General features: G+C 40.0%; 13 protein-coding genes. 9 read left to right on the top strand and 4 right to left on the bottom strand.

The annotated features are described in order from the left end of the window. Window positions 1-19: 19 nt before the first annotated feature. Together VB694_RS12500 and VB694_RS12495 are read left to right on the top strand one after the other, a co-directional pair. Entirely contained in the window at window positions 20-208 is a 189-nt protein-coding gene (locus tag VB694_RS12500) for a CPXCG motif-containing cysteine-rich protein (protein ID WP_323360643.1), read from the top strand. A gap of 30 nt (window positions 209-238) precedes the next feature. Next, the gene (locus VB694_RS12495; protein ID WP_323360642.1) at window positions 239-688 is read left to right on the top strand and encodes an SRPBCC family protein; all 450 of its coding nucleotides are present in this window, start codon (window positions 239-241) and stop codon (window positions 686-688) included. 26 nt (window positions 689-714) lie between these two features. Here VB694_RS12495 and VB694_RS12490 read toward each other — a convergent pair whose 3' ends face one another. Both VB694_RS12490 and mgtE read right to left on the bottom strand, forming a co-directional pair. Beyond that, window positions 715-1,710 carry an aspartate carbamoyltransferase catalytic subunit gene (locus tag VB694_RS12490; protein WP_323360641.1) on the bottom strand — a complete coding sequence of 332 codons (996 nt, stop codon included), beginning with the start codon at window positions 1,708-1,710 and terminating at the stop codon, window positions 715-717. A 119-nt stretch (window positions 1,711-1,829) separates the two neighbouring features. Continuing rightward, window positions 1,830-3,179 (bottom strand): magnesium transporter, encoded by a 1,350-nt coding sequence (mgtE, locus tag VB694_RS12485; protein ID WP_323360640.1) that lies wholly within the window; start codon window positions 3,177-3,179, stop codon window positions 1,830-1,832. A 646-nt stretch (window positions 3,180-3,825) separates the two neighbouring features. On the opposite strand from mgtE, the gene tilS reads away from it, so the two are divergent. Continuing rightward, a complete protein-coding gene (tilS, locus tag VB694_RS12480) occupies window positions 3,826-4,818 on the top strand; it encodes a tRNA lysidine(34) synthetase TilS (protein ID WP_323360639.1) in 993 nt (330 codons plus the stop codon). A gap of 23 nt (window positions 4,819-4,841) precedes the next feature. On the opposite strand, the gene hmpF is transcribed toward tilS, so the two are convergent. Next, window positions 4,842-6,602, bottom strand: a complete 1,761-nt coding sequence (gene hmpF / locus VB694_RS12475) for a pilus motility taxis protein HmpF (RefSeq protein WP_323360638.1) — start codon at window positions 6,600-6,602, stop codon at window positions 4,842-4,844. A gap of 391 nt (window positions 6,603-6,993) precedes the next feature. Between hmpF and VB694_RS12470 the strand changes: the two genes are divergently transcribed. The 6 genes from VB694_RS12470 to VB694_RS12445 all read left to right on the top strand — a co-directional run bounded on the left by VB694_RS12470 (window position 6,994) and on the right by VB694_RS12445 (window position 18,018). Continuing rightward, a complete protein-coding gene (locus VB694_RS12470) occupies window positions 6,994-8,199 on the top strand; it encodes a response regulator (RefSeq protein ID WP_323360637.1) in 1,206 nt (401 codons plus the stop codon). Window positions 8,200-8,394: 195 nt separating this feature from the next. Beyond that, window positions 8,395-8,760, top strand: a complete 366-nt coding sequence (locus VB694_RS12465; RefSeq protein ID WP_013193093.1) for a response regulator transcription factor — start codon at window positions 8,395-8,397, stop codon at window positions 8,758-8,760. Between the two features lie 13 nt (window positions 8,761-8,773). Beyond that, complete coding sequence (locus tag VB694_RS12460; RefSeq protein WP_323360636.1) at window positions 8,774-9,334, top strand: chemotaxis protein CheW; 561 nt, start codon at window positions 8,774-8,776, stop codon at window positions 9,332-9,334. A 16-nt stretch (window positions 9,335-9,350) separates the two neighbouring features. Next, complete coding sequence (locus VB694_RS12455; protein ID WP_323360635.1) at window positions 9,351-12,377, top strand: methyl-accepting chemotaxis protein; 3,027 nt, start codon at window positions 9,351-9,353, stop codon at window positions 12,375-12,377. 115 nt (window positions 12,378-12,492) lie between these two features. After that, window positions 12,493-17,412: a response regulator gene (locus tag VB694_RS12450; protein WP_323360634.1), complete on the top strand. Its 4,920-nt coding sequence runs from the start codon at window positions 12,493-12,495 to the stop codon at window positions 17,410-17,412. 405 nt (window positions 17,413-17,817) lie between these two features. Then, window positions 17,818-18,018 (top strand): hypothetical protein, encoded by a 201-nt coding sequence (locus tag VB694_RS12445; RefSeq protein WP_323360633.1) that lies wholly within the window; start codon window positions 17,818-17,820, stop codon window positions 18,016-18,018. Between the two features lie 70 nt (window positions 18,019-18,088). Here VB694_RS12445 and glnA read toward each other — a convergent pair whose 3' ends face one another. After that, window positions 18,089-19,504, bottom strand: coding sequence for a type I glutamate--ammonia ligase (glnA, locus tag VB694_RS12440; RefSeq protein ID WP_323360632.1), 1,416 nt, complete (start codon window positions 19,502-19,504; stop codon window positions 18,089-18,091). Window positions 19,505-19,761 lie beyond the last annotated feature (257 nt).

Here is a 19,761-nt window from a genome sequence, read left to right as displayed (position 1 = left end):
AGGTTCGCAAAGTTAGAGGATGGAAAATACATCAGAATTTTATTGTGCTTATTGTGGTGAACCAAATTTAACTTTTATTGATTTCAGTGCAGGAATGCAGCAAAATTATATAGAAGATTGTCAAGTTTGCTGTCGCCCGAATATTTTATATGTCAGAATTGATGAAGATACGCTAGATATTGAAATAGACACCGAATATGAAGGTTAATTAAAGGTTAAGTTTAAGGTTTTTGGTTTCATGCTGCACTTTACTCATTCTTCCATTATTAATGCACCCGTCGAAGTAGTTTGGAAATTCCATGAAAGACAGGACATTTTACAGCTACTAACACCACCTTGGCAACCTGTACAGGTACTGCGTCGGGAGGGTGGACTTGATGAAGGTGCAGTAACTGAGTTTCGTTTGTTTCTAGGACCCTTACCTTTGACATGGTTAGCACGTCATACTAACTATGAAAAATATCGTCTGTTTACTGATAAGCAGATATCTGGACCTTTTGAATCTTGGGTACATCGTCATGAGTTTACAGAAGAACAGGGAAAAACGAAATTAACTGATAATATTTCCTATTCTATGCCTGGTGGTGATGGAGTAGAATTTGTCAGCGGTTGGTTGGTACAAGTGCAGCTAGAAGCAATGTTTCGTTATCGCCATTTTATTACCAAAAGAGAATGTGAATCCAAATAAAAATATGGCATCCAGATTAATTCTAATTAAGCCCTACCACTACCAATAAAATACAATAATGCCATCCGCACAGCCACACCGCTAGTTACCTGAGATTGAATTAAACTAAATTCAGGATCATCCATTAAATCAGAACTAATTTCTACACCCCGATTAACTGGACCTGGATGCAAAACTTTAACATTAGGTTTACACAGTTTTAATTTATTTCTGGTAATGCCAAATAGTTGATGATATTCCCTTAAACTGGGTAATAAATGCGCTGTCATTCGTTCTTTTTGTAAACGCAATGTCATCACAAAATCAGCATTTTCTAAAGCTGGTTCTAGTCGCCAATGAGTAAATAAACGCTGTGAATTTTCTGTACCTCCTAAATATTCAGCAAAGAATTTAGGTAATAATGTGGGAGGTGCAGCCAGATGAACTTCTGCCCCACTAGCGGTTAAACTCCAAATATTAGAACGGGCGACACGAGAATGTAAAATATCGCCAACAATAGCAATTTTTTTACCTTGTAATAATTCAATTCTGGGTTGTGCAGGGTCAATTAAACTACAAATTGTAAATAAATCTAGTAATCCTTGAGATGGATGTTCATGTTGTCCATCACCAGCATTTAAGACGCTTACTTTTACACCTAAACGATCCATTTCTTGGGCGATCGCTTGCGGTACTCCTGCTTCTTTATGGCGGATGACCATAATATCTGTACCCATCGCTAAATAGGTTTTAGCTGTGTCTAAAATTGTCTCTCCCTTGGTCATGGAAGATGTCGCCGCAGCAAAATTTAAAGTGTCTGCACTTAACCTTTTAGCAGCAATTTCAAAACTACTGCGGGTACGAGTAGAAGGTTCAAAAAATAAATTTGCTACTACCTGTCCCTGTAAAGTTGGTACTTTTTTGGTTCTGCGTGATAGCACTTCTTGAAATGAAGCCGCAGTTTGTAAAACCGCGTTATATTCAGTATCTGTGAAGTCAGCTAGGGAAAGAATATGATGACGAGTCCAAGTAGTAGTAGGCATTTAGATTTTAGATTTTAGATTTTAGATTTTGGATTTTAGATTTTGGATTTTGGATTTTGGATTTTTGAAGTAATTACCAATTACCAATTACCAATTACCAATTACCAATTACCAACTTTTTACGTTGGTAAATGAAATACTTTCAAAGCAATAGAAATCATACTGAGGAAAGTTACAAATCCAATGGTATCTAACATGGTTGTGACTAATGGACCACTCATCAAAGCCGGATCTAATTTTAGTCTTTGTAATCCCATTGGTAACAAAGTTCCCAAGCTAACAGCAACCATTGTATTCGTAGCCATAACTGTTCCCGCTATTAAAGCTACCCATCTTTCTTGAGGTTTAGCCCAAATTAGAGAAAGTAACATCATGGTTATACATAAAGCTACGGCTGTACCTAAACCTGCTAAAAGTTCTTTACGGAGAATTTTGGCAGTGTCTTTGGGTGTGACTTCACCTACACCTAAACCGCGAATAGTCACCGTTAAAGCTTGAATACCAACCGTTCCGCCTGTGTTAGAGAATATCGGCATAATTACAGCGAGGACAGGTACAGCCGCAATGACTTGTTGAAAGGGTGCGATCGCACTAGCAGCACCTATATACAATCCCATAATACCCAATAACCAAGGCAAGCGTTTGCGAATGGTGACATGGGGAGGAGATAAGGCTTCTTCATCACCACTCACCCCTGCCAATTTTTGGATATCTTCTGTAGCTTCTTCTTCTAAAATATCAATGACATCATCAATGGTGATAATGCCGACTAATCGATCTTCCCTGTCAACTACAGGCATGGCAATTAAATCATAACGTTGCATAATCCGGGCAACTTCTTCTTGAGAAGTTTCCGTTCTGACTTTGACAACGTGGGAACTGGCAATATCTTTAATTAAGACTTCGGGAAAAGTAAATAACAACTGACGCAGGGAAACAACACTGACCAAAGTCCGATTATCATCTGTGACATAAGCGTAGTAAATTGTTTCCTTATCTTCATCTTGAAGGCGAATTTTACTTAAGGCTTCTCCCACCGTTAAACCTTCTCGTAAACGCACATATTCAGTTGTCATCACCCGGCCAGCAGTCCCTTCTGGATAGCCGAGAATTGTTGAAGTAGCTTGTCTTTGTTCGGGACTGAGTTGTTGTAATAACCGTTTGACTACTCCTGCTGGTAGTTCATCAAACAAGTATGCCCTTTCATCAGGACTCATTTCTTCTACAAGATGTACTACTTGGGCATCATGTAGGGAATTTATCAGTTCTTCTTGTACTTCTGTGGGTAAATACTCAAACACATCTATGGCTTGAGATTTGTTGAGTAAACGAAATGCGATCGCTCTTTGTTTTTCAGGTAATTGTGAGATGTATTCCCCCACATCCACTGGTTGCAAGTGATTTAAATCAAATTTCAATTGATTTAAGTCAGCAATGTCCAATGAATTGCGAACTTCTTGTGTAAGCATAATCAATTCCTCCTAATGCCTCCCCCTCGCTGGGAGACTATTTCGCCAGCTTAGGGGAGGATACTACTGCCATCTGGTGGACTTTTGTCCATAAAATTTCAAAAACTCAACTCAATATCGATATTTAATCAAGACATCGCTGATTTATCATCCTAACCCGGAATGAGTTAGCTGGCTAACGTCAAGCTGCGTTATCCCACTAGAAGCCTAACTATAATAAAGCTTCTGATTCGTAGAATTATACACTAGTACCGCTTCGCGGAAGTCAAAAGTCATGCATTCAAAAATAATAGGTCGTAAGCTTTTTAGCAATTGAGAATGGTTGGTTTATTTACGCCGTGCTGTACTAGTATGTATCTGGTCGCCTTGATTTTTATTTAATGTATAAATTTTACTATTATGGCAAGCTGTGTCAAGTCCATCAACCTATTTATTGATAAACTTTACAAATTCACCATATTTACATTATAAAAACTAGTTTATCCTCAATAGATTAGTAGATATAAAAAGGGGTATAACTTGATATGTAATAAAATTTGATGTTTAACTTTTCCAGAGATTTTACTTAATTAATATATTTTCATCGAAAATTTCAGGTGATGAAATAGTTAAAACTCACATCAAAAATCAATCAACCTCTTGACTCATGACATGGACACTTATTCACGCCCAAATACATCGAACTATCCGCGATCGCCATCTCATCAAACCCAAACAAAGACTATTAGTAGCAGTATCCGGTGGTCAAGATTCTTTATGTTTAATCAAACTATTATTAGATATACAATCAAAATGGCAATGGTTTATTGCTATAGCCCACTGTGATCATTGTTGGCGTGAAGATTCTCAAGCTAATGCTACCCACGTTGAAAACCTCGCTAAGTCTTGGCACCTACCCTATCATTTACAAACCGCAACCCAACCTATAAATACAGAAGCAACTGCTAGAAATTGGCGATATCAGGCTTTGACTCAAATTGCCGAAGTTAATAATTATCAATATATTATTACTGGACACACAGCCAGCGATCGCGCCGAAACTTTACTCTACAACTTAATGCGCGGTACTGGTGCTGATGGTCTACAAGCTTTAACGTGGCAACGTCCACTAACTGAAAATATTATCCTCGTGCGTCCACTTTTAGAAGTAACGCGCCATCAAACTGAGCAATTTTGTCAAAACTTTAATTTACCAATTTGGGAAGATTCGACAAATCAAAATTTAAAATATGCCAGAAATCGGATTCGTCAGCAACTAATCCCCTATTTAAAAGAAAATTTCAACCCCCAAGTAGAAAGAAGTTTAGCTCAAACAGCAGAACTTCTACAAGCGGAGGTAGAATATCTCGAACAAACAGCCCGTCAATTGCGTCTAGAAGCCTCAGCAAAGGGTCAGCAAGGTGATTTACAATTAAATCGTCGTCTTTTAAAAACAATACCCCTAGCTTTGCAACGTCGGGTGATGCGTCAGGTACTCCAAGAAATATTACCTGATGCCCCCAACTTTGAACACATTGAAAAAATTACGGCTTTAATTACAGCCCCAAATCGTTCCCAAACCGATCCTTTTCCTGGAGGTGCGATCGCTCAAGTACAAGGTGACTGGATCTGTATATTCCAGATGAAGAATGAAGAATGAGTATTTTTCACCCCTCATCCTTGTTATGAAGCTAACAACTCCAATTGAGGAATCAAACTTTGCATAGTTTGACGCATCTGGGTAATAGTCTGAAGTTGAGAATCTCCACTTTCTTGGACATGAACTAAAGATTCAGAAATTACTTGCAGCTTATCCCGTAAACCATCCAAGCAATCTTGGATAGGTTGTAGTGCTTCTTGATATAAATTAACCCTCCCCCAACATTCAGCCGTGGCTGTTTGCAAGTTGAGTAATTGTGTTTCCATTGATTTGATTTCTTGACGTTTAGACTCTAACTCATGGGTTTGATGATCAATTTCACCTTGCGTGCTTTCAATATCAGCACCCAGTTGTTGAATCTCCGTTTCTAACTTTTGCAATTCATAGGACTGTTGTTGTTGTTGAGTCTCAATTTGGGAAAGAATTGACTCCGAATTAATTGTGCTATCACCTGTAAAATTGGGAACAGACTGTCCTTGTCGTTGCAGCAGTATAGTTTGATGTTGCTTAAAAATATGCTCCTGCTTTAATAAATTATTGCGTTGTGGTCTTAAACTTTTATTGAGCATTCGATAGAGGTCTTGTTCTTCAGCTAATTCTGCTTCTAAATTTTTTAACTCTTGTCCAGATGCTTGACGGATCTTCGCCTCTAGTTCTTGTATAGCTTGTTCTTTGTAATTTAATTCTTGTTCCTGGTCTCGAACGAAACTAGAGTCAATTCCTAGTTTATCCTGCAAGTCTTGAACCAGTTTTTGTAGTTCTTCTAGAGGTAAGTTCTGCAAACCTGGTAAATCAACTAGCTCTTCCAATATCCTATTTCCGGTCATAGCTACCAGAGTTTGGATTTGTTGGCGTAAATCTTCTTGATTTCGCAACTGCTCTTTGAGGATGACAGAAAATTCTTGCTTATTGTTAAGTTGTGTTTTACCCAATTGTAAATTAGTTATTTGTTGCTGCAAAGAGTTTTGGATCTGTTGAAATTCAGATTGGCGATCGCTCAACGCCTGGGAGAGTTGTTCAACTTCCCCTTGTTGTTGTTGAGCCAAATTGCGCTGCGACTCCCATTGTTGCCAATGTGGGTTGAGAGTGGCTTGTTGTTTTTCTACAAATTCAAAAGCAAAATTGAGGTTTTCCCGCAATATTCCCATAGAACCAACGCCATGAGATAAGCGATTCAGCAAATCAGCGATAAGCCGACTTTGAGCCTCATCTAAAACCGTCCCCTGGGAGGAATCAGCTTTGAGTTCATCAAAACGACGCTGTTCTCCCCGTAAATGCTCCCAAGCACCTTCAAGTTCTTGACGATTGCGTTCAACTTCTGTCCGCAACTTTTCGATTTGTTGACGGGATGTTTCCACTACCTGTTTATTTTTTTCTAAGCTTTGCACCTCCGTTTCCAGGTGTTGTAGTTGTTCTAACCGAGATTCCATGTCCATTTCTCGACGATTTAGCTCTTGGACTTGGAACATTAGTGACTGCTTCCACTGGTCAATCTCATCTTCTTTGAGCTTAAATTTTTCCATCTGACGGGAAAAATTCTGCAAAATATTGACTAGCGGCCGTCCGGCCTCCTGAATCCGCTGTACTTGACGATTCGGACTCAGTTCCACTAGTACGAGTGCGCCATCATTCAACTTGCTTGCTTCATCAGCAACAATTGTTTCTTCTGACACATTACCCCAATTCTGGTCACTACGTTGACAAGCTAGTAGCTTGAGTTCAGTTTTAGAACCGCCACTCAATAAACCGCCTTTTTGTTTTTGTACTTCTGCTAAATACAGCACACCGCTAATCCTTTTGATGTACTTTTACGTCTGTGTTTTGCTATATACCTTAGATGAATCTGCTAACTCGTCTTCTTGTTCAACATTAGTCTAGCAGCACAAGACAGACAAAACACTTATATAAGTGATATCTCACATCTTGATATATCTTTATATTTGGTACACTTAGCTAATTCGCATCTTTTATATCCTGTATACATAATAGTGACTATGACTACTGATTGAACACTAATTTTGTCAAACATTTATCACAAAATGATCATATCTTAAAGTTGCCAGACTGTTTGGTTACAGATAATCATCCTGTCATTCTACTTGAAATTGGGAAAAGCTGAAGGTGACAATTAATAAAGTAATCTTTCGAGAATGCCAAGGAGGGTTTTGTAGGTAAATGCAAGGAAATTTAAACGAGATTGATATTTGTAGTATCCTACAACTTATTTCTTTAGGACAAAGAACCGGGCAGTTGTGGGTGGAGGCACACAACACTTACTACAGCCATAAACTTAGTAACGAAGACAACCTCAAGCATCGTTCTGCCACAGAGAGCAAACAACTATCTTGGTTTGTATTTTTTTTAAACGGTCAAATAGTCTACTGTCAAGCTGGTGAAAGTAGTTTACCTCGGATTGATGATTATCTACGTCATTACCGAGTTGAAAAACGGCTTAACAAAACGCAACTTGCTACCGTGGAATCAACAAATTCTCCAGAATACGCCTATATCTGGGCGCTTTTAGAGCAAAATATTATCACACCAAAAGTAGCCCGGAACATCATTCATGGCTTAGTACATGAAACACTGTTTGATCTGTTGAGTTTACACCAAGGTAGTTTCATTTTTGATTTAGGTGCAGCACTTGTCCCTCAATTAACCAGCTTAGAAATTACATTTCTAGTGACAAAAATTACCAAGCAAGTGCAAGAATGGAAACAGCTATATCCACATATTCAATCGCCAGAACAATTGCCTGTACTGGCTGATATAGCTAGATTGACAGACTCACTACCAGTATCTACAGTGAATAAGTTACAGCATTGGGCAGATGGGAAAACATCTCTACGCCAATTGGCTCGTTCTCTGAATCGTGATATTTTAACCGTTGCCAAAGCAATATATCCTTATGTACAGCAGGGATGGTTACAATTAGTATATTCAGCTACTTCCACTCCTAGTAATCAAACACCTAGCTGGGAGCAGGTAGACAAGCATAAAGGACGGATAATATGTATTGAAGATGCAATCTCCATTTGTGAAACCGTGGAATCAATCCTCAAACCACAAGGATATGAAGCGATTTCCATCACCAAACCCTTAGAAGCCCTCAGTCTTGTTTTTCTACTCAAACCAAATTTAATTTTATGTGACATTGCGATGCCGGAATTGGATGGATACGAAATTTGCTCCATGCTGCGACATTCCACAGCATTTCGACTTGTACCAATTATCATGCTCACTGGCAAAGAAGGATTTATTGATCGCGTCAGAGCTAGGATGGTTGGAGCTACAGATTATTTAACAAAACCATTTGCAGATACTGAATTACTGATGCTTGTAGAAAAATATATCAACCTAGATTCTAGTGTGGGAATATAAACGCAAGATCAGACTTGTGGATTTGCTCAAAGATAGGGTAAAAAATGTTATCACAGAATCAGCTAACTCCAGTAAAACAACCATACTCAGTAAATTAGTTAAACAGTAGAATTAATTTATACACTTATTAGCTAGTAAGAGAATTGGTGAACATTCCAGAAAAGAAAGTCTGACACAGGAGGTAGATAGGTATTTATGAGTACAGTTCTGATTGTCGAAGACAGTATCGCCCAAAGGGAGATGATTACAGATCTCCTCAAAGCTAGTGGCTTAACTGTCACCCATGCTGGAGACGGAGTAGAAGCTTTGGAAGCTATTCAAAGTACACCTCCCGATTTAGTAGTTTTGGATATTGTCATGCCCCGGATGAACGGCTATGAACTTTGTCGGCGGTTAAAATCCGACCCCAAAACCCAAAATGTCCCCGTAGTTATGTGTTCTTCTAAAGGAGAAGAATTTGACCGCTACTGGGGGATGAAGCAAGGAGCCGACGCTTATATAGCCAAACCGTTTCAACCAACCGAATTGGTGGGAACAGTCAAACAACTGCTGCGAGGATAAGGATGACAAAAATATGGTCAGCAAACCAGACTTTTTAAGTGGCAGTGGTCAAGATCAATATCGCCCAGAATTACAACTAGAAAATCCTGATAGCGATAGCCTAGCCCAAGCCATAGACCCAAAAGGCGAGTTACATTTACGATTTTACATTCCTTCCCATCAGGAGTTTGCATTACCTGCAACTGGTATCCGGGAAGTTATTGAACTCAGTCCAGATCGGATCACACCGATTCCTAATGCTTCTCCACTGCTTTTGGGTACTCTAAACTTACGAGGTCGATTAATTTGGGTAGCAGATTTAGGTCAATTTCTAGGGGAGATGACTCCCTTAAACACTGATAGATCGGAGATACCAGTAATTGCTGTTGAAGATCAAGACATCATAGTAGGCTTAGGAGTAGATCAAATCTGTGGCATGGGTTGGCTAGATGTACAGTATCTAATGCCACCAACTAATGTCCCAGATACAATGGCTCCTTTTCTCCGGGGAGAATGGTTAGATACTGAAAGTAATAAGTATCTGAGGCTGATTGATCAAACAGCAATTTTGCGGAGTGCTAGGTGGGCAGGATGAAGTTGGGAGGGAGGAAATGGTAGTCAATATAGATGATCGCAATTCAAAATATCAGCAGGCACTAACAGCCTATACAGAAGAAGATTATGAGGTGGCCGCTAAGTTAATAGACCAAGCGGTAGATAGTTTCCCAGATGACCCCAATTCTCATTTGTTGCGAGGTCACATCTACTATGTTTTGCAGCAGTTTGAGATCGCCAAAGCAGAATATGAGCAGGTGTTCTATTTGACAGATGATCAAGAAATTTTAGGTTCTGCCACCAATTACCTTGAAAGTATTAAACAATACTTTGATGCCTTCGGTGAAGATGTATTTGCAGTTGAGCCTAATGAACCAACAAATTCTGTAGAAGCATCTAATGGTCTGGTAACTGAGGAAGCAGATTTACTAGATTTAGGAGTTAGTAGAGATTTGGATAACACCAACTTTGATCTAAAGTCTTTTGGTGACTATGAAGCATCGCCAGATGCTCTCGAAGATATAGCTGCAAATAATCCTTTTGAAAGCGATTTCGATAGTTTTGATCAATTATCGGATAGCTCAATATTTGGTGATGATCCTTTTGCGTTAGATCAACCATTCTCAGAATTAGCAGCCAGTAATAATCATAGTCAAGAGTTAGGCGATTTAGAGTTACCACTAACTTTAGATCAACCATTCTCAGAATTAGAAGCCAGTAGTAATCATAGTCAGGAGTTAGAAGATTTAGAATTGCCTTCTTTCTGGCAAGAAGGGATTTCATCAGAGAATATGGGAGAGTCAGGAGAAAATAGTCATTTTGCCAACCTGGATCTCCATTCAGAACAGGAATTATCAGCAAACTATGAGGATCAGATTAATTTATCTTTAGCCGAAATTAATTTATCAGCTGACAATAATTGGGAGCCAGCACCTGAATTAATGATGGAACAAGATTCACTAGACTTTGACGACATGAGTATGGAGGATTTTGACGTTTCCAGCAATAGTCAGGAAGATATTAGTATGATCATTGCTGCACACGAAAACCATCATAATTTAAATAGAAATGATTTAAGAGACAGCAACGTCAATACATTTTTTAGCAGTCCAGAGGAGTTGATAGAAGAAATTCCCGAGGAACTACAACCTGTAGAAGAGCCAGACTTAAATACCCAAGTATCATCATCTTTACACAAGAATATTACCGCTGGTAGTCGGCAGACAAATGTAGATACCAGAGATGAGTTAAATGACTTGGATGATGATGGTTTCGATTTAGATGCCTTTGAATCTGCCTTTGGTTCAGAAAGCTTTGCCACTGATGAAGAGTCAAATAATTATGTCATGCAGGAAGACAATGCTAAAAACATCGAATTTCTCGGAGATTTCGACGAATTTGATGATTTAGGAAGTATTCCCAGCTTTGACCTAGCAGAAGATTCTAACTACAACAGTATGGAGTTATTATCTGAAACCAGGGAGAAGATGAGTTCTTCTAGCGGTAGTTTTAAAGAAGATTTCTCAATTAATGATAACGATGTTGACCGCGATGAGGAACTCTTCACCATTACTGGCGCTCAAGAAGCCGTTCCTGTATTTACCCCAACAGAAGTTTCTAAACTAGAACCCAATGTCAACATTGAGCAGGGTATATTTGGATTCTTTGAAAATGCCTCTCTCGATAAAAAGCAGTGGTATATAGCAGGGACAGTAGGTTTAACCTCAGCAGTAGTAGCCGCTCTAGTTAGTTTTGGTGCAACTTCATTTTCTCCACCGTCACAACGGGAGTCGGTGCGGAATACAGGTTGGGCAATGGCTTTGGCCGCAGGACTGGCAGGTGGGATGACAGCTGGCTTCATGGGTAATCTGACACTCAAACAAATTCGCCGCACTACCAAAGATTTGCAAGCTCAGTTTGATGCTGTCCGAGAAGGAAATCTCAATGTTCAGGCTACAGTCTACTCAGAGGATGAATTAGGGTACTTAGCCACCAGCTTTAACGATATGGCTAGGGTGATTTTCATGACCACCAATGAAGCCCAACGCAAAGCGGTGGAACAAGAGGAAGCCAAAGAAAACCTGCAACGCCAAGTAATTCGCCTTTTAGATGATGTGGAAGGAGCAGCTAGAGGGGATTTAACGGTTCAAGCTGAGGTGACAGCTGACGTATTGGGAGCAGTAGCTGATGCCTTTAACCTGACAATTCAAAACCTGCGGGATATTGTGCAGCAGGTGAAAGTGGCAGCTAGAGATGTTACCAAAGGTTCAACCAATTCAGAAACTTTCGCTAGAGCCTTATCAGGGGATGCTTTGCGTCAAGCCGAAGAATTAGCTGTCACCCTCAATTCTGTACAGGTGATGACTGAATCGATTCAACGGGTAGCACTGGCAGCGAAGGAAGCCGAAGGTGTAGCTCGTGATGCCAGTGTGATTGCTATTCAAGGAGGCGAAGCAGTAGAAAATACCGTTGCCGGGATTTTGGAAATTCGGGAAACAGTCGCGGAAACAACCCGAAAAGTGAAGCGGTTAGCTGAATCTTCCCAAGAAATTAACTCTATCGTCGCCTTGGTTTCCCAGATTGCTTCTCGCACCAACTTATTGGCACTCAACGCCAGTATTGAGGCAGTGAGAGCCGGAGAAGCTGGACGGGGGTTTGCAATTGTCGCTGATGAAGTCCGCCAGTTAGCAGATAAATCCGCCAAGTCTTTGAAAGAGATTGAACAAATCGTCATGCAAATCCAGAGCGAAACTAGCTCGGTAATGACAGCGATGGAAGAAGGGACACAACAGGTAATTAAAGGGACAAAACTAGCAGAAGAAGCCAAGCGATCACTAGAAAACATCATTAAAGTAGCTGATCATATTGACCGTCTAGTAGGTTCAATTACCAGTGATACCGTAGAACAAACAGAAACATCTCGCGCTGTAGCTCAGGTGATGCAATCAGTCGAACTCACAGCCCAAGAAACCTCCCAAGAAGCACAGCGAGTTTCAGGAGCTTTACAACACTTGGTGGGAGTATCCCGCGACTTGATAGCCTCTGTGGAACGCTTCCGAGTGGAAACCATTGAATCCAGGTAAAGGAAAAATTCAATTTTGGATTTGCGATTTTAAATTTTAGATTGTTCAATCCCAAATCCAAAACTATACCTGAATCCTGCATTAATTATTCATCCTTTATTCTTCATCCTTGTTTATGCAGCCTGAACAACAACAACGGATTTTAGGTTACTTTATCGAAGAAGCCAGAGACCACCTGAACACCATTGAACAGGGGCTACTGAAGCTGCAAGATACCCTGAACGATCCAGAAATGGTCAACGAAGTTTTCCGGGCTGCTCACTCCATTAAAGGAGGGGCGGCTATGCTAGGATTGAGTAGTATCCAGCACACGTCTCACAGACTGGAAGATTGTTTTAAAGTTCTCAAAGAGCATCCAGTTCAGGTCGATCAAAAATTAGAGTCTTTATTTCTTAGTGTCTCTGATACTTTAAAAGTTTTGTTAGATCATCTGAGTAGTCCATTTGGACTGTCAGAGGAAACGGCAAATAGTTTGATGTCAGAAAGTGAACCGATATTTTTAGGACTGAATCAGCACTTAGAGCTATTATTACAATCCCAAGGCGGTGATACCCCTATTGTGTTTACACAGATAGAACTGCCAAAACAGGAGATTGTACCTCCAAAAGAACCACAAAAACCGTTAGTAGTCAGCCAAAATGCTAATTGGTCAGAGTATCAAAGTCAAGTCCTACAATCCCTACGGGAAATGCTGCAACTGTTTAAACAAAGCAGCACACCTTCATCTAGGGACAATTTGCAGGAATGCTGTCAGCAATTAGTTCAACTTGGGGAGAAATTTAATTTGCCCCAATGGGGTAAATTATGTCAATCAGCAACCAATGCGATCGCCAATCCCGATAATAGTTATCTCACTTTAGCCAAAATTATTATTACCGAAATCAAGCAAGCTCAAGAATTAGTTATTCAAGGTAGAGAATCAGAAATAACTATTAGTCAAGAATTAGAATCACTAGAGCTAATTCCAGAACTTGAGTTGTTAGAACTAACATTCGATTGGGCAGATGAGCAACCACAAACAAATACAGAAGTTAGGAATACACTAGAAATAAATACAGATAATGTGCTGCCCAACAGCACAATTACATTTGAACCAATAGAAGAATTTAGTTTAGCAGCAAATACAAACGATAACGACTTTGATAGCTTACCGGAAATATCATTAAATGACATAGATGTAGATTTAGATTTAGAAGCTGATTCTGTCCATTCCTTATTCACTGATCAAGAGGAAACGCTTAATCATAGCGATAATATTTTTGACATGAATGGACCAGAAGTAGGTATTGCTGAGTTAAATACTTTAGAAGATTTATTTAAAGGGGAGACTGATGAACTAGATGAAACTTGGCGACAAGAACAAATCCTAGAAACTAACAGCAATCAATTAGGAATTAGTAACAGTCAAGTTGACGATAGTAATGACGATTTAGATGACTTGTTGTTATTGGATCATCATACTAGCAGTCAGGAACTACAAACTCCTGCCAATAATACCACAGAAGACCTAAATCTATTATTCGGCGCAGACTTTTTAGAATCAGAAAGTTCAGAACCACAACATCAAACGACAACTCCTCAGACTCCAGAAATTAGCGATATTTCTACCAGCAATTCCCATCTAGAATTCTTCCAATCTGACATTACTGAAGAATTAACAGTAAGTTTTACAGACGCATCCCCATCTCCTGAAGAAACTGCACCAATAATTACCACTAATGATGAAGCAGTGGATAATATTTTGGGATTGGTATCAGAAGAAGATGAATTATTATCATTGCCTGAAGAGCCAGAAATTAAATCAGAAATCATTGTAATTGAGAACAGTTTTGATGAGTTAATAACCAATATAAATACTGATTTTCTAGAAGAACTGACTATTGACGAAACTGCATCATCACTCACCCAAACTCAACTAGAAAGCCTGTCTTTGGATAATTTATTAGGTGAACTAGAAGAAGAAACAACAGAAACACCAGATGATTTAGAAATAGGTGATTTATTTGCTTTACCTCTAAACACGGGAGCAGAAGTTTCTCACAATGAAGACGATCTCAACACCTTCTGGGATCAGATGGATTTAGCACCGGAAATAACTGCTGAAGTCGCACAAAATGTGGCTAAGGAACTAGAAGAAAGTTTATTTGCAGCCTCTGGAGAAACTTTAGCTGATAGTCAGCAGTCAGATATTAACCTCAGCTTTTACTTGGGAGATTTTGATTTTACAGAAAACCAGGAAAAAGAGATAGAATATCCTTCGTTGACAACTGATAGTGAAGATAACTTATTTGCTGATTTAGCAGAATCTCCATCTAGTTCCAACACAGTAGATCATGATAATGAGTTGTCCTTACCAGAAATTCACAGCTTCTCTCAAGAACCAGAAGCACTAGATTTCATGCCAGAGTTTACTAATCCATCTGCTCAGACAGATGCTGATTTGGACTGGGATTGGTTTGCTAGTTTTGATAACAACAGCAATGAAGATGAACCAGTTTCTTTAGACGATTTAACAGTAATTCAATCTATTAATGATGACCAGGTAACTGCTGATCATACTCTCGAATTTAGCTTCAATAACCAAACACAGTCAGAGGCATTAAATGAAGATATTGAGCATCTCTTCAATGACAATTTCCTAGAATTGAACTTAGAAGAAGAGTCCGTCACAGCAGATGTATCTGAGCAAATTGAGCTAACGCTAATAGAAGAAGATTCTCAAGAACTAGAGTTAGAAACTACAACAGCAGAAACAGCAGATAGTTCGGAAAATACAGTAGATGAATTTGCTTCCTTAGAAGCATTACTAGACGAGGAATTAGTAACAGAAACAAGCAATTCAGACTCCCTGCCAGAAGTTGATTTTGCCGCTTTAGATGCATTATTGAGTATAGATAATGCTGAAGCCGAACAGATGGCGGAAGTTCCATCAAAACTGAGCCAACCTGTGGTTAGAAAAGCTCAAAATGCTGCTGGGTCTTCAGAAATGCCTGATGAATTTAAAGACTTGGAGATTTTGTTGGCCGAAGCGGATCAAACAATGAAATCACCTGCAAGAGCAGCAAAATCTAACAGTAGTAAAACACCACGTCCAACTATTCGCCGTGTCAAAGAAGAAAGCATGAAAATTCCAGTTAAACAACTGGATGAGATGAGCAACTTAGTTGGGGAATTGGTAGTCAATCGCAATACTTTAGAACAGGATCATGAGCGTCTGCGACAGTCATTAGATAACTTGCTGATTCAAATTCAACATCTTTCCGATGTGGGATCAAGGATGCAAGAGTTATATGAGCGATCGCTCCTAGAAGCTTCTCTGTTGAGTAGCCGGACTAGATCGATCAGAGACCAAGGTCGTTCTCATAATTCCAATGACAGAGGTTTTAGTGAACTAGAGATGGATCAGTTTAGCCTCTTTCATACCCTCTCTCAAGAAACAATAGAATATATTGTCCGAGTTCGGGAGTCAGGAAGCGATATTGACTTTGTGACTGAAGAAACCGAACGAGTAGCGCGACAGTTCCGTCAAGTGACTACTCAGCTACAAGAGGGACTGACTAAAGCCCGAATGGTTCCTTTTGCTCAAGCTATTGACCGCTTGCGCCGAGGAGCGCGGGATAACGGGATTAAGTATGGAAAACAAGTAGAATTGGAGACCGAAGGGGCAGATACATTAATTGACAAGATGATTTTGGATCATCTGACTGACCCGCTTACCCATATGCTTAATAATGCGATCGCTCACGGGATTGAAACCCCAGAAGTTCGCACCGCAGCAGGTAAACCACCTGTGGGAATAATTTCGATCCGCGCTTTCCACCAAGGCAACCAAACTGTCATCGCTGTCACTGATGACGGTGCTGGCATTGATCATCAAAAAGTGAAACTCAAGGCAATTCAAAAAGGTGTGATCACACCAGAAGAAGCACAAAACATGACTCGCCAAGATGTTTATGAACTTTTGTTTCTGCCCAGTTTCAGTACAGCCGATGAAATTGATGATATCAAAGGCCGGGGCGTAGGCATGAACGTAGTTCAAAACGATATTAACGAAATTCGTGGCACAGTTAGCACTGATTCATTACTAGGTAAAGGAACTACCTTCACTATTCGCTTACCACTCACCTTGAGTATTTGTAAAGCTCTATTCTGTATCTCCGATAAATCAAGAATTGCTTTCCCAATGGATGGTGTGGAAGACACAATAGATATAGCTGCCACGGATATTAAGAAAGATAGTGATGGGCAATCGTTTATTTTGTGGCGAGATACAGCCCTAGCATTCCGACCTTTAAAGGACATTTTAGCCTTCAATCGCCAGATTAGTCGCGGTAATATCTATAGCAACACGCGAGATGATGACATGATTTCCGTGGTTGTTGTCCGCTCAGGTAATACAATGGTTGCTCTTCAAGTTGACCAGGTATTAAGTGAACAAGAAATAGTCATTAAGCAATTTGAAGGTCCAGCACCCAAACCCAGTGGTGTTGCTGGTGCTACAGTGCTTGGTGATGGTCGCATTATGCCTATTGCCGATGTTTTAGAAATCATTGACATCTTCCAAGGCAAGATGTCTAAACAAATTGGTGGTAGTTCTTGGCAAAGAAAAACGGCTCCTCCTACACAGACAATTCAAGATGTGAAGATTGATCCGACAGTGCTAATTGTTGATGACTCAATTACTGTGCGGGAATTACTTTCTCTGACTTTTATTAAGGCAGGTTATCGCGTTGAACAAGCCCGTGATGGTCAAGAGGCTTGGGATAAACTTCGTTCCGGTTTACCTTGCGATATCGTCTTCTGTGATATCGAAATGCCACGCTGTGATGGGCTGAAATTGCTCTCACTCATCCAAACGGATAGTAGCTTGAATCACTTACCTATTGCCATGCTTACCTCACGAGGTGCAGACAAACATAGGCAAATGGCGGTTCAACTAGGTGCTAGTGGTTACTTTACTAAACCCTATCTAGAAGAAGCTTTACTAGAAGCAGCTACCCGGATGCTAAGAGGGGAAAAACTTGTGACGGCTTAATTGGAAACTGGGGAGCAGGGGAGAAAATTCTGTACCTATTCCCCTAGTTAGGGGATGCTGTTCGCGGAGCGTGCCGTCAGGCATATAAATGTAAAACCCAGATAAATCAAAGGTTGGAGGTGGATAAACAGGAAAGTAGGTGCAAAAATATAGCGTCTTGTGTCTCAAAAACCTTGCAATTTTGTAGAGTTCGAGAGATGGAAAAGAAGTTTTCAAATCTCCTCCTGACTTCTGACTCCTGACTCCTAAACCTCAACGAGAAGACTTTCTCAGCAAACCCTATTTATAAATTTTTGTGACAAAATTGCAATTCCGTAGTTTATGATACAGAATTCCAGATAATATATATATGTCAGAACAAAAGATTTAATTATCTATTACTAAAAAACTAGAGAGGATCAGGTTATGTCTATTCAAGAAAAATCCCGTGCGTTAATGGTACGTCAACATCAGCAAGTTAAGAATCGTCAACAATCAATGCTGATGCGTGCTACACAGGAACTTGGTCTTCCCCAAGAACTATCCAACTATTGGAATCCGATTCAAGGGAAAATAGATCCAACTACACAAACCCTTTATAGCTCCAGTCATGCTTCCATGAGCTAATATTTTTTTTGTGCAAAAAAGCCACCCTTGAGGGTGGCTTAAATATTTGATACTTAACTACGGATGGCAATTAGCAATCGTAATATAAGAAGAATTCGTAGGGATGAGGACGCAACTGCATTTGCTTAACTTCATTAGCAAGCTTGTAGTCAATCCAGTTTTGGATGAAATCTTCTGAGAACACACCAGTTTCGGTTAAGAAAGCGTGGTCATTTTCCAATGCTTCTAAAGCCAATTCTAAAGAACCAGGAGTAGAAGGAATCTTAGACAATTCTTCTGGAGAAAGTTCATAGATATTCTTATCTAAGGGTTCACCAGGATGGATTTTGTTCTTGATACCATCAATACCAGCACACAGCATAGCTGCGAACGCTAGGTAAGGGTTAGAAGTAGCGTCTGGACAACGGAATTCTAAACGCTTGGCTTTGGGATTATCCCCAGACAGAGGAATCCGCACAGAAGCAGAACGATTACCTTGGGAATAAGCCAAGTTTACTGGTGCTTCATAACCAGGTACGAGACGTTTGTAAGAGTTTGTGGTGGGGTTGGTAATTGCCAACAATGCAGGAGCGTGTTTGAGGATACCACCAATGTAGTAAAGTCCCATTTCGCTCATACCAGCATATTTATCACCAGCAAACAGAGGTTGACCACCTTTCCAGATAGATTGGTGACAGTGCATACCGGAACCGTTATCGCCAAAAATTGGTTTTGGCATGAAGGTGACGGTTTTGCCGTATTTTCTGGCCACGTTCTTGATTACATATTTGTAAGTCATCAGCCAATCAGCAGCTTCAATTAACTTACCAAAACGGAAACCAAGTTCGCACTGACCACCTGTTGCCACTTCATGGTGTTGCTTTTCAATAGGTACGCCACAGTCTTTCATTGTTAGCAACATTTCTGTCCGCATATCTTGAAAGCTGTCAGTTGGTGGAACTGGGAAGTAACCTTCTTTGAAGCGGGTTTTGTAGCCCAGGTTGGGGCCTTCTTCTCTACCAGTATTCCAACGACCTTCTACGGAATCTACATAGTAGTAACCGGAGTTAGCGGTTTGGTCGTAACGGACATCATCAAAGATGAAGAATTCAGCTTCAGGACCAAAGAAAGCAGTGTCACCAAGTCCGGTGGAAGCTAGATAGTCAATTGCTTTTTGGGCAATAACGCGGGGGCAACGGTTATACCATTCGCCTGTGCGGGGTTCTTTAATACTACAAATGATACTTAGAGTTGGCTCTTTCATGAATGGGTCGATCCAAGCGGTGTTGGGATCGAGTACCATTGTCATGTCAGATTCTTCGATACCTTTCCAACCCCGAATACTAGAACCGTCGAAAGGTACGCCATCAGAGAATGAACTTTCATCAATTTGGTCCTGGTACATGGTCAAATGTTGCCAAGTTCCAGGTGTATCAATGAATTTCAGATCAATCATCTGAATGTTTTTGTCTCGAATCATCTTCAAGACTTCTTGTGGGGTTGTCATTGTTACTCCTTCTGTACCCAATTTCCTAAAATAAAACCAGACTCTGCAAAAGCATTTTAACCCTGCTCATCACCCAAGTTGTGACACACCACCTGGAATATCGTAAATAGTTGACTTGATCAGAGTTTGTGGTTTTTGTTACAGATTGTCTGGATTACAGGTTATATTAACCTTTCTTTCTGAATCTGCACAAAACAAGAAACTTCATCTTATCGTGGTCAACTTTGGCATAAAATCCTTAAGTAATGGATGGATGT

Source organism: Anabaena sp. UHCC 0451 (assembly GCF_034931405.1).
In the GTDB taxonomy this organism is placed as follows: domain Bacteria; phylum Cyanobacteriota; class Cyanobacteriia; order Cyanobacteriales; family Nostocaceae; genus RDYJ01.
The sequence above is the reverse complement of the archived record's forward strand: the minus strand, read 5'-3'. Positions and strand labels throughout refer to the sequence as shown.

Bases quoted from the DNA above. Each gene is read 5' to 3' on its own strand.
- VB694_RS12500 (WP_323360643.1), top strand. From the start codon at position 20: ATGGAAAATACATCAGAATTTTATTGTGCTTATTGTGGTGAACCAAAT.
- VB694_RS12495 (WP_323360642.1), top strand. From the start codon at position 239: ATGCTGCACTTTACTCATTCTTCCATTATTAATGCACCCGTCGAAGTA.
- VB694_RS12490 (WP_323360641.1), bottom strand. From the start codon at position 1,710: ATGCCTACTACTACTTGGACTCGTCATCATATTCTTTCCCTAGCTGAC.
- mgtE (WP_323360640.1), bottom strand. From the start codon at position 3,179: ATGCTTACACAAGAAGTTCGCAATTCATTGGACATTGCTGACTTAAAT.
- tilS (WP_323360639.1), top strand. From the start codon at position 3,826: ATGACATGGACACTTATTCACGCCCAAATACATCGAACTATCCGCGAT.
- VB694_RS12470 (WP_323360637.1), top strand. From the start codon at position 6,994: ATGCAAGGAAATTTAAACGAGATTGATATTTGTAGTATCCTACAACTT.
- VB694_RS12465 (WP_013193093.1), top strand. From the start codon at position 8,395: ATGAGTACAGTTCTGATTGTCGAAGACAGTATCGCCCAAAGGGAGATG.
- VB694_RS12460 (WP_323360636.1), top strand. From the start codon at position 8,774: ATGGTCAGCAAACCAGACTTTTTAAGTGGCAGTGGTCAAGATCAATAT.
- VB694_RS12455 (WP_323360635.1), top strand. From the start codon at position 9,351: ATGGTAGTCAATATAGATGATCGCAATTCAAAATATCAGCAGGCACTA.
- VB694_RS12450 (WP_323360634.1), top strand. From the start codon at position 12,493: ATGCAGCCTGAACAACAACAACGGATTTTAGGTTACTTTATCGAAGAA.
- VB694_RS12445 (WP_323360633.1), top strand. From the start codon at position 17,818: ATGTCTATTCAAGAAAAATCCCGTGCGTTAATGGTACGTCAACATCAG.
- glnA (WP_323360632.1), bottom strand. From the start codon at position 19,504: ATGACAACCCCACAAGAAGTCTTGAAGATGATTCGAGACAAAAACATT.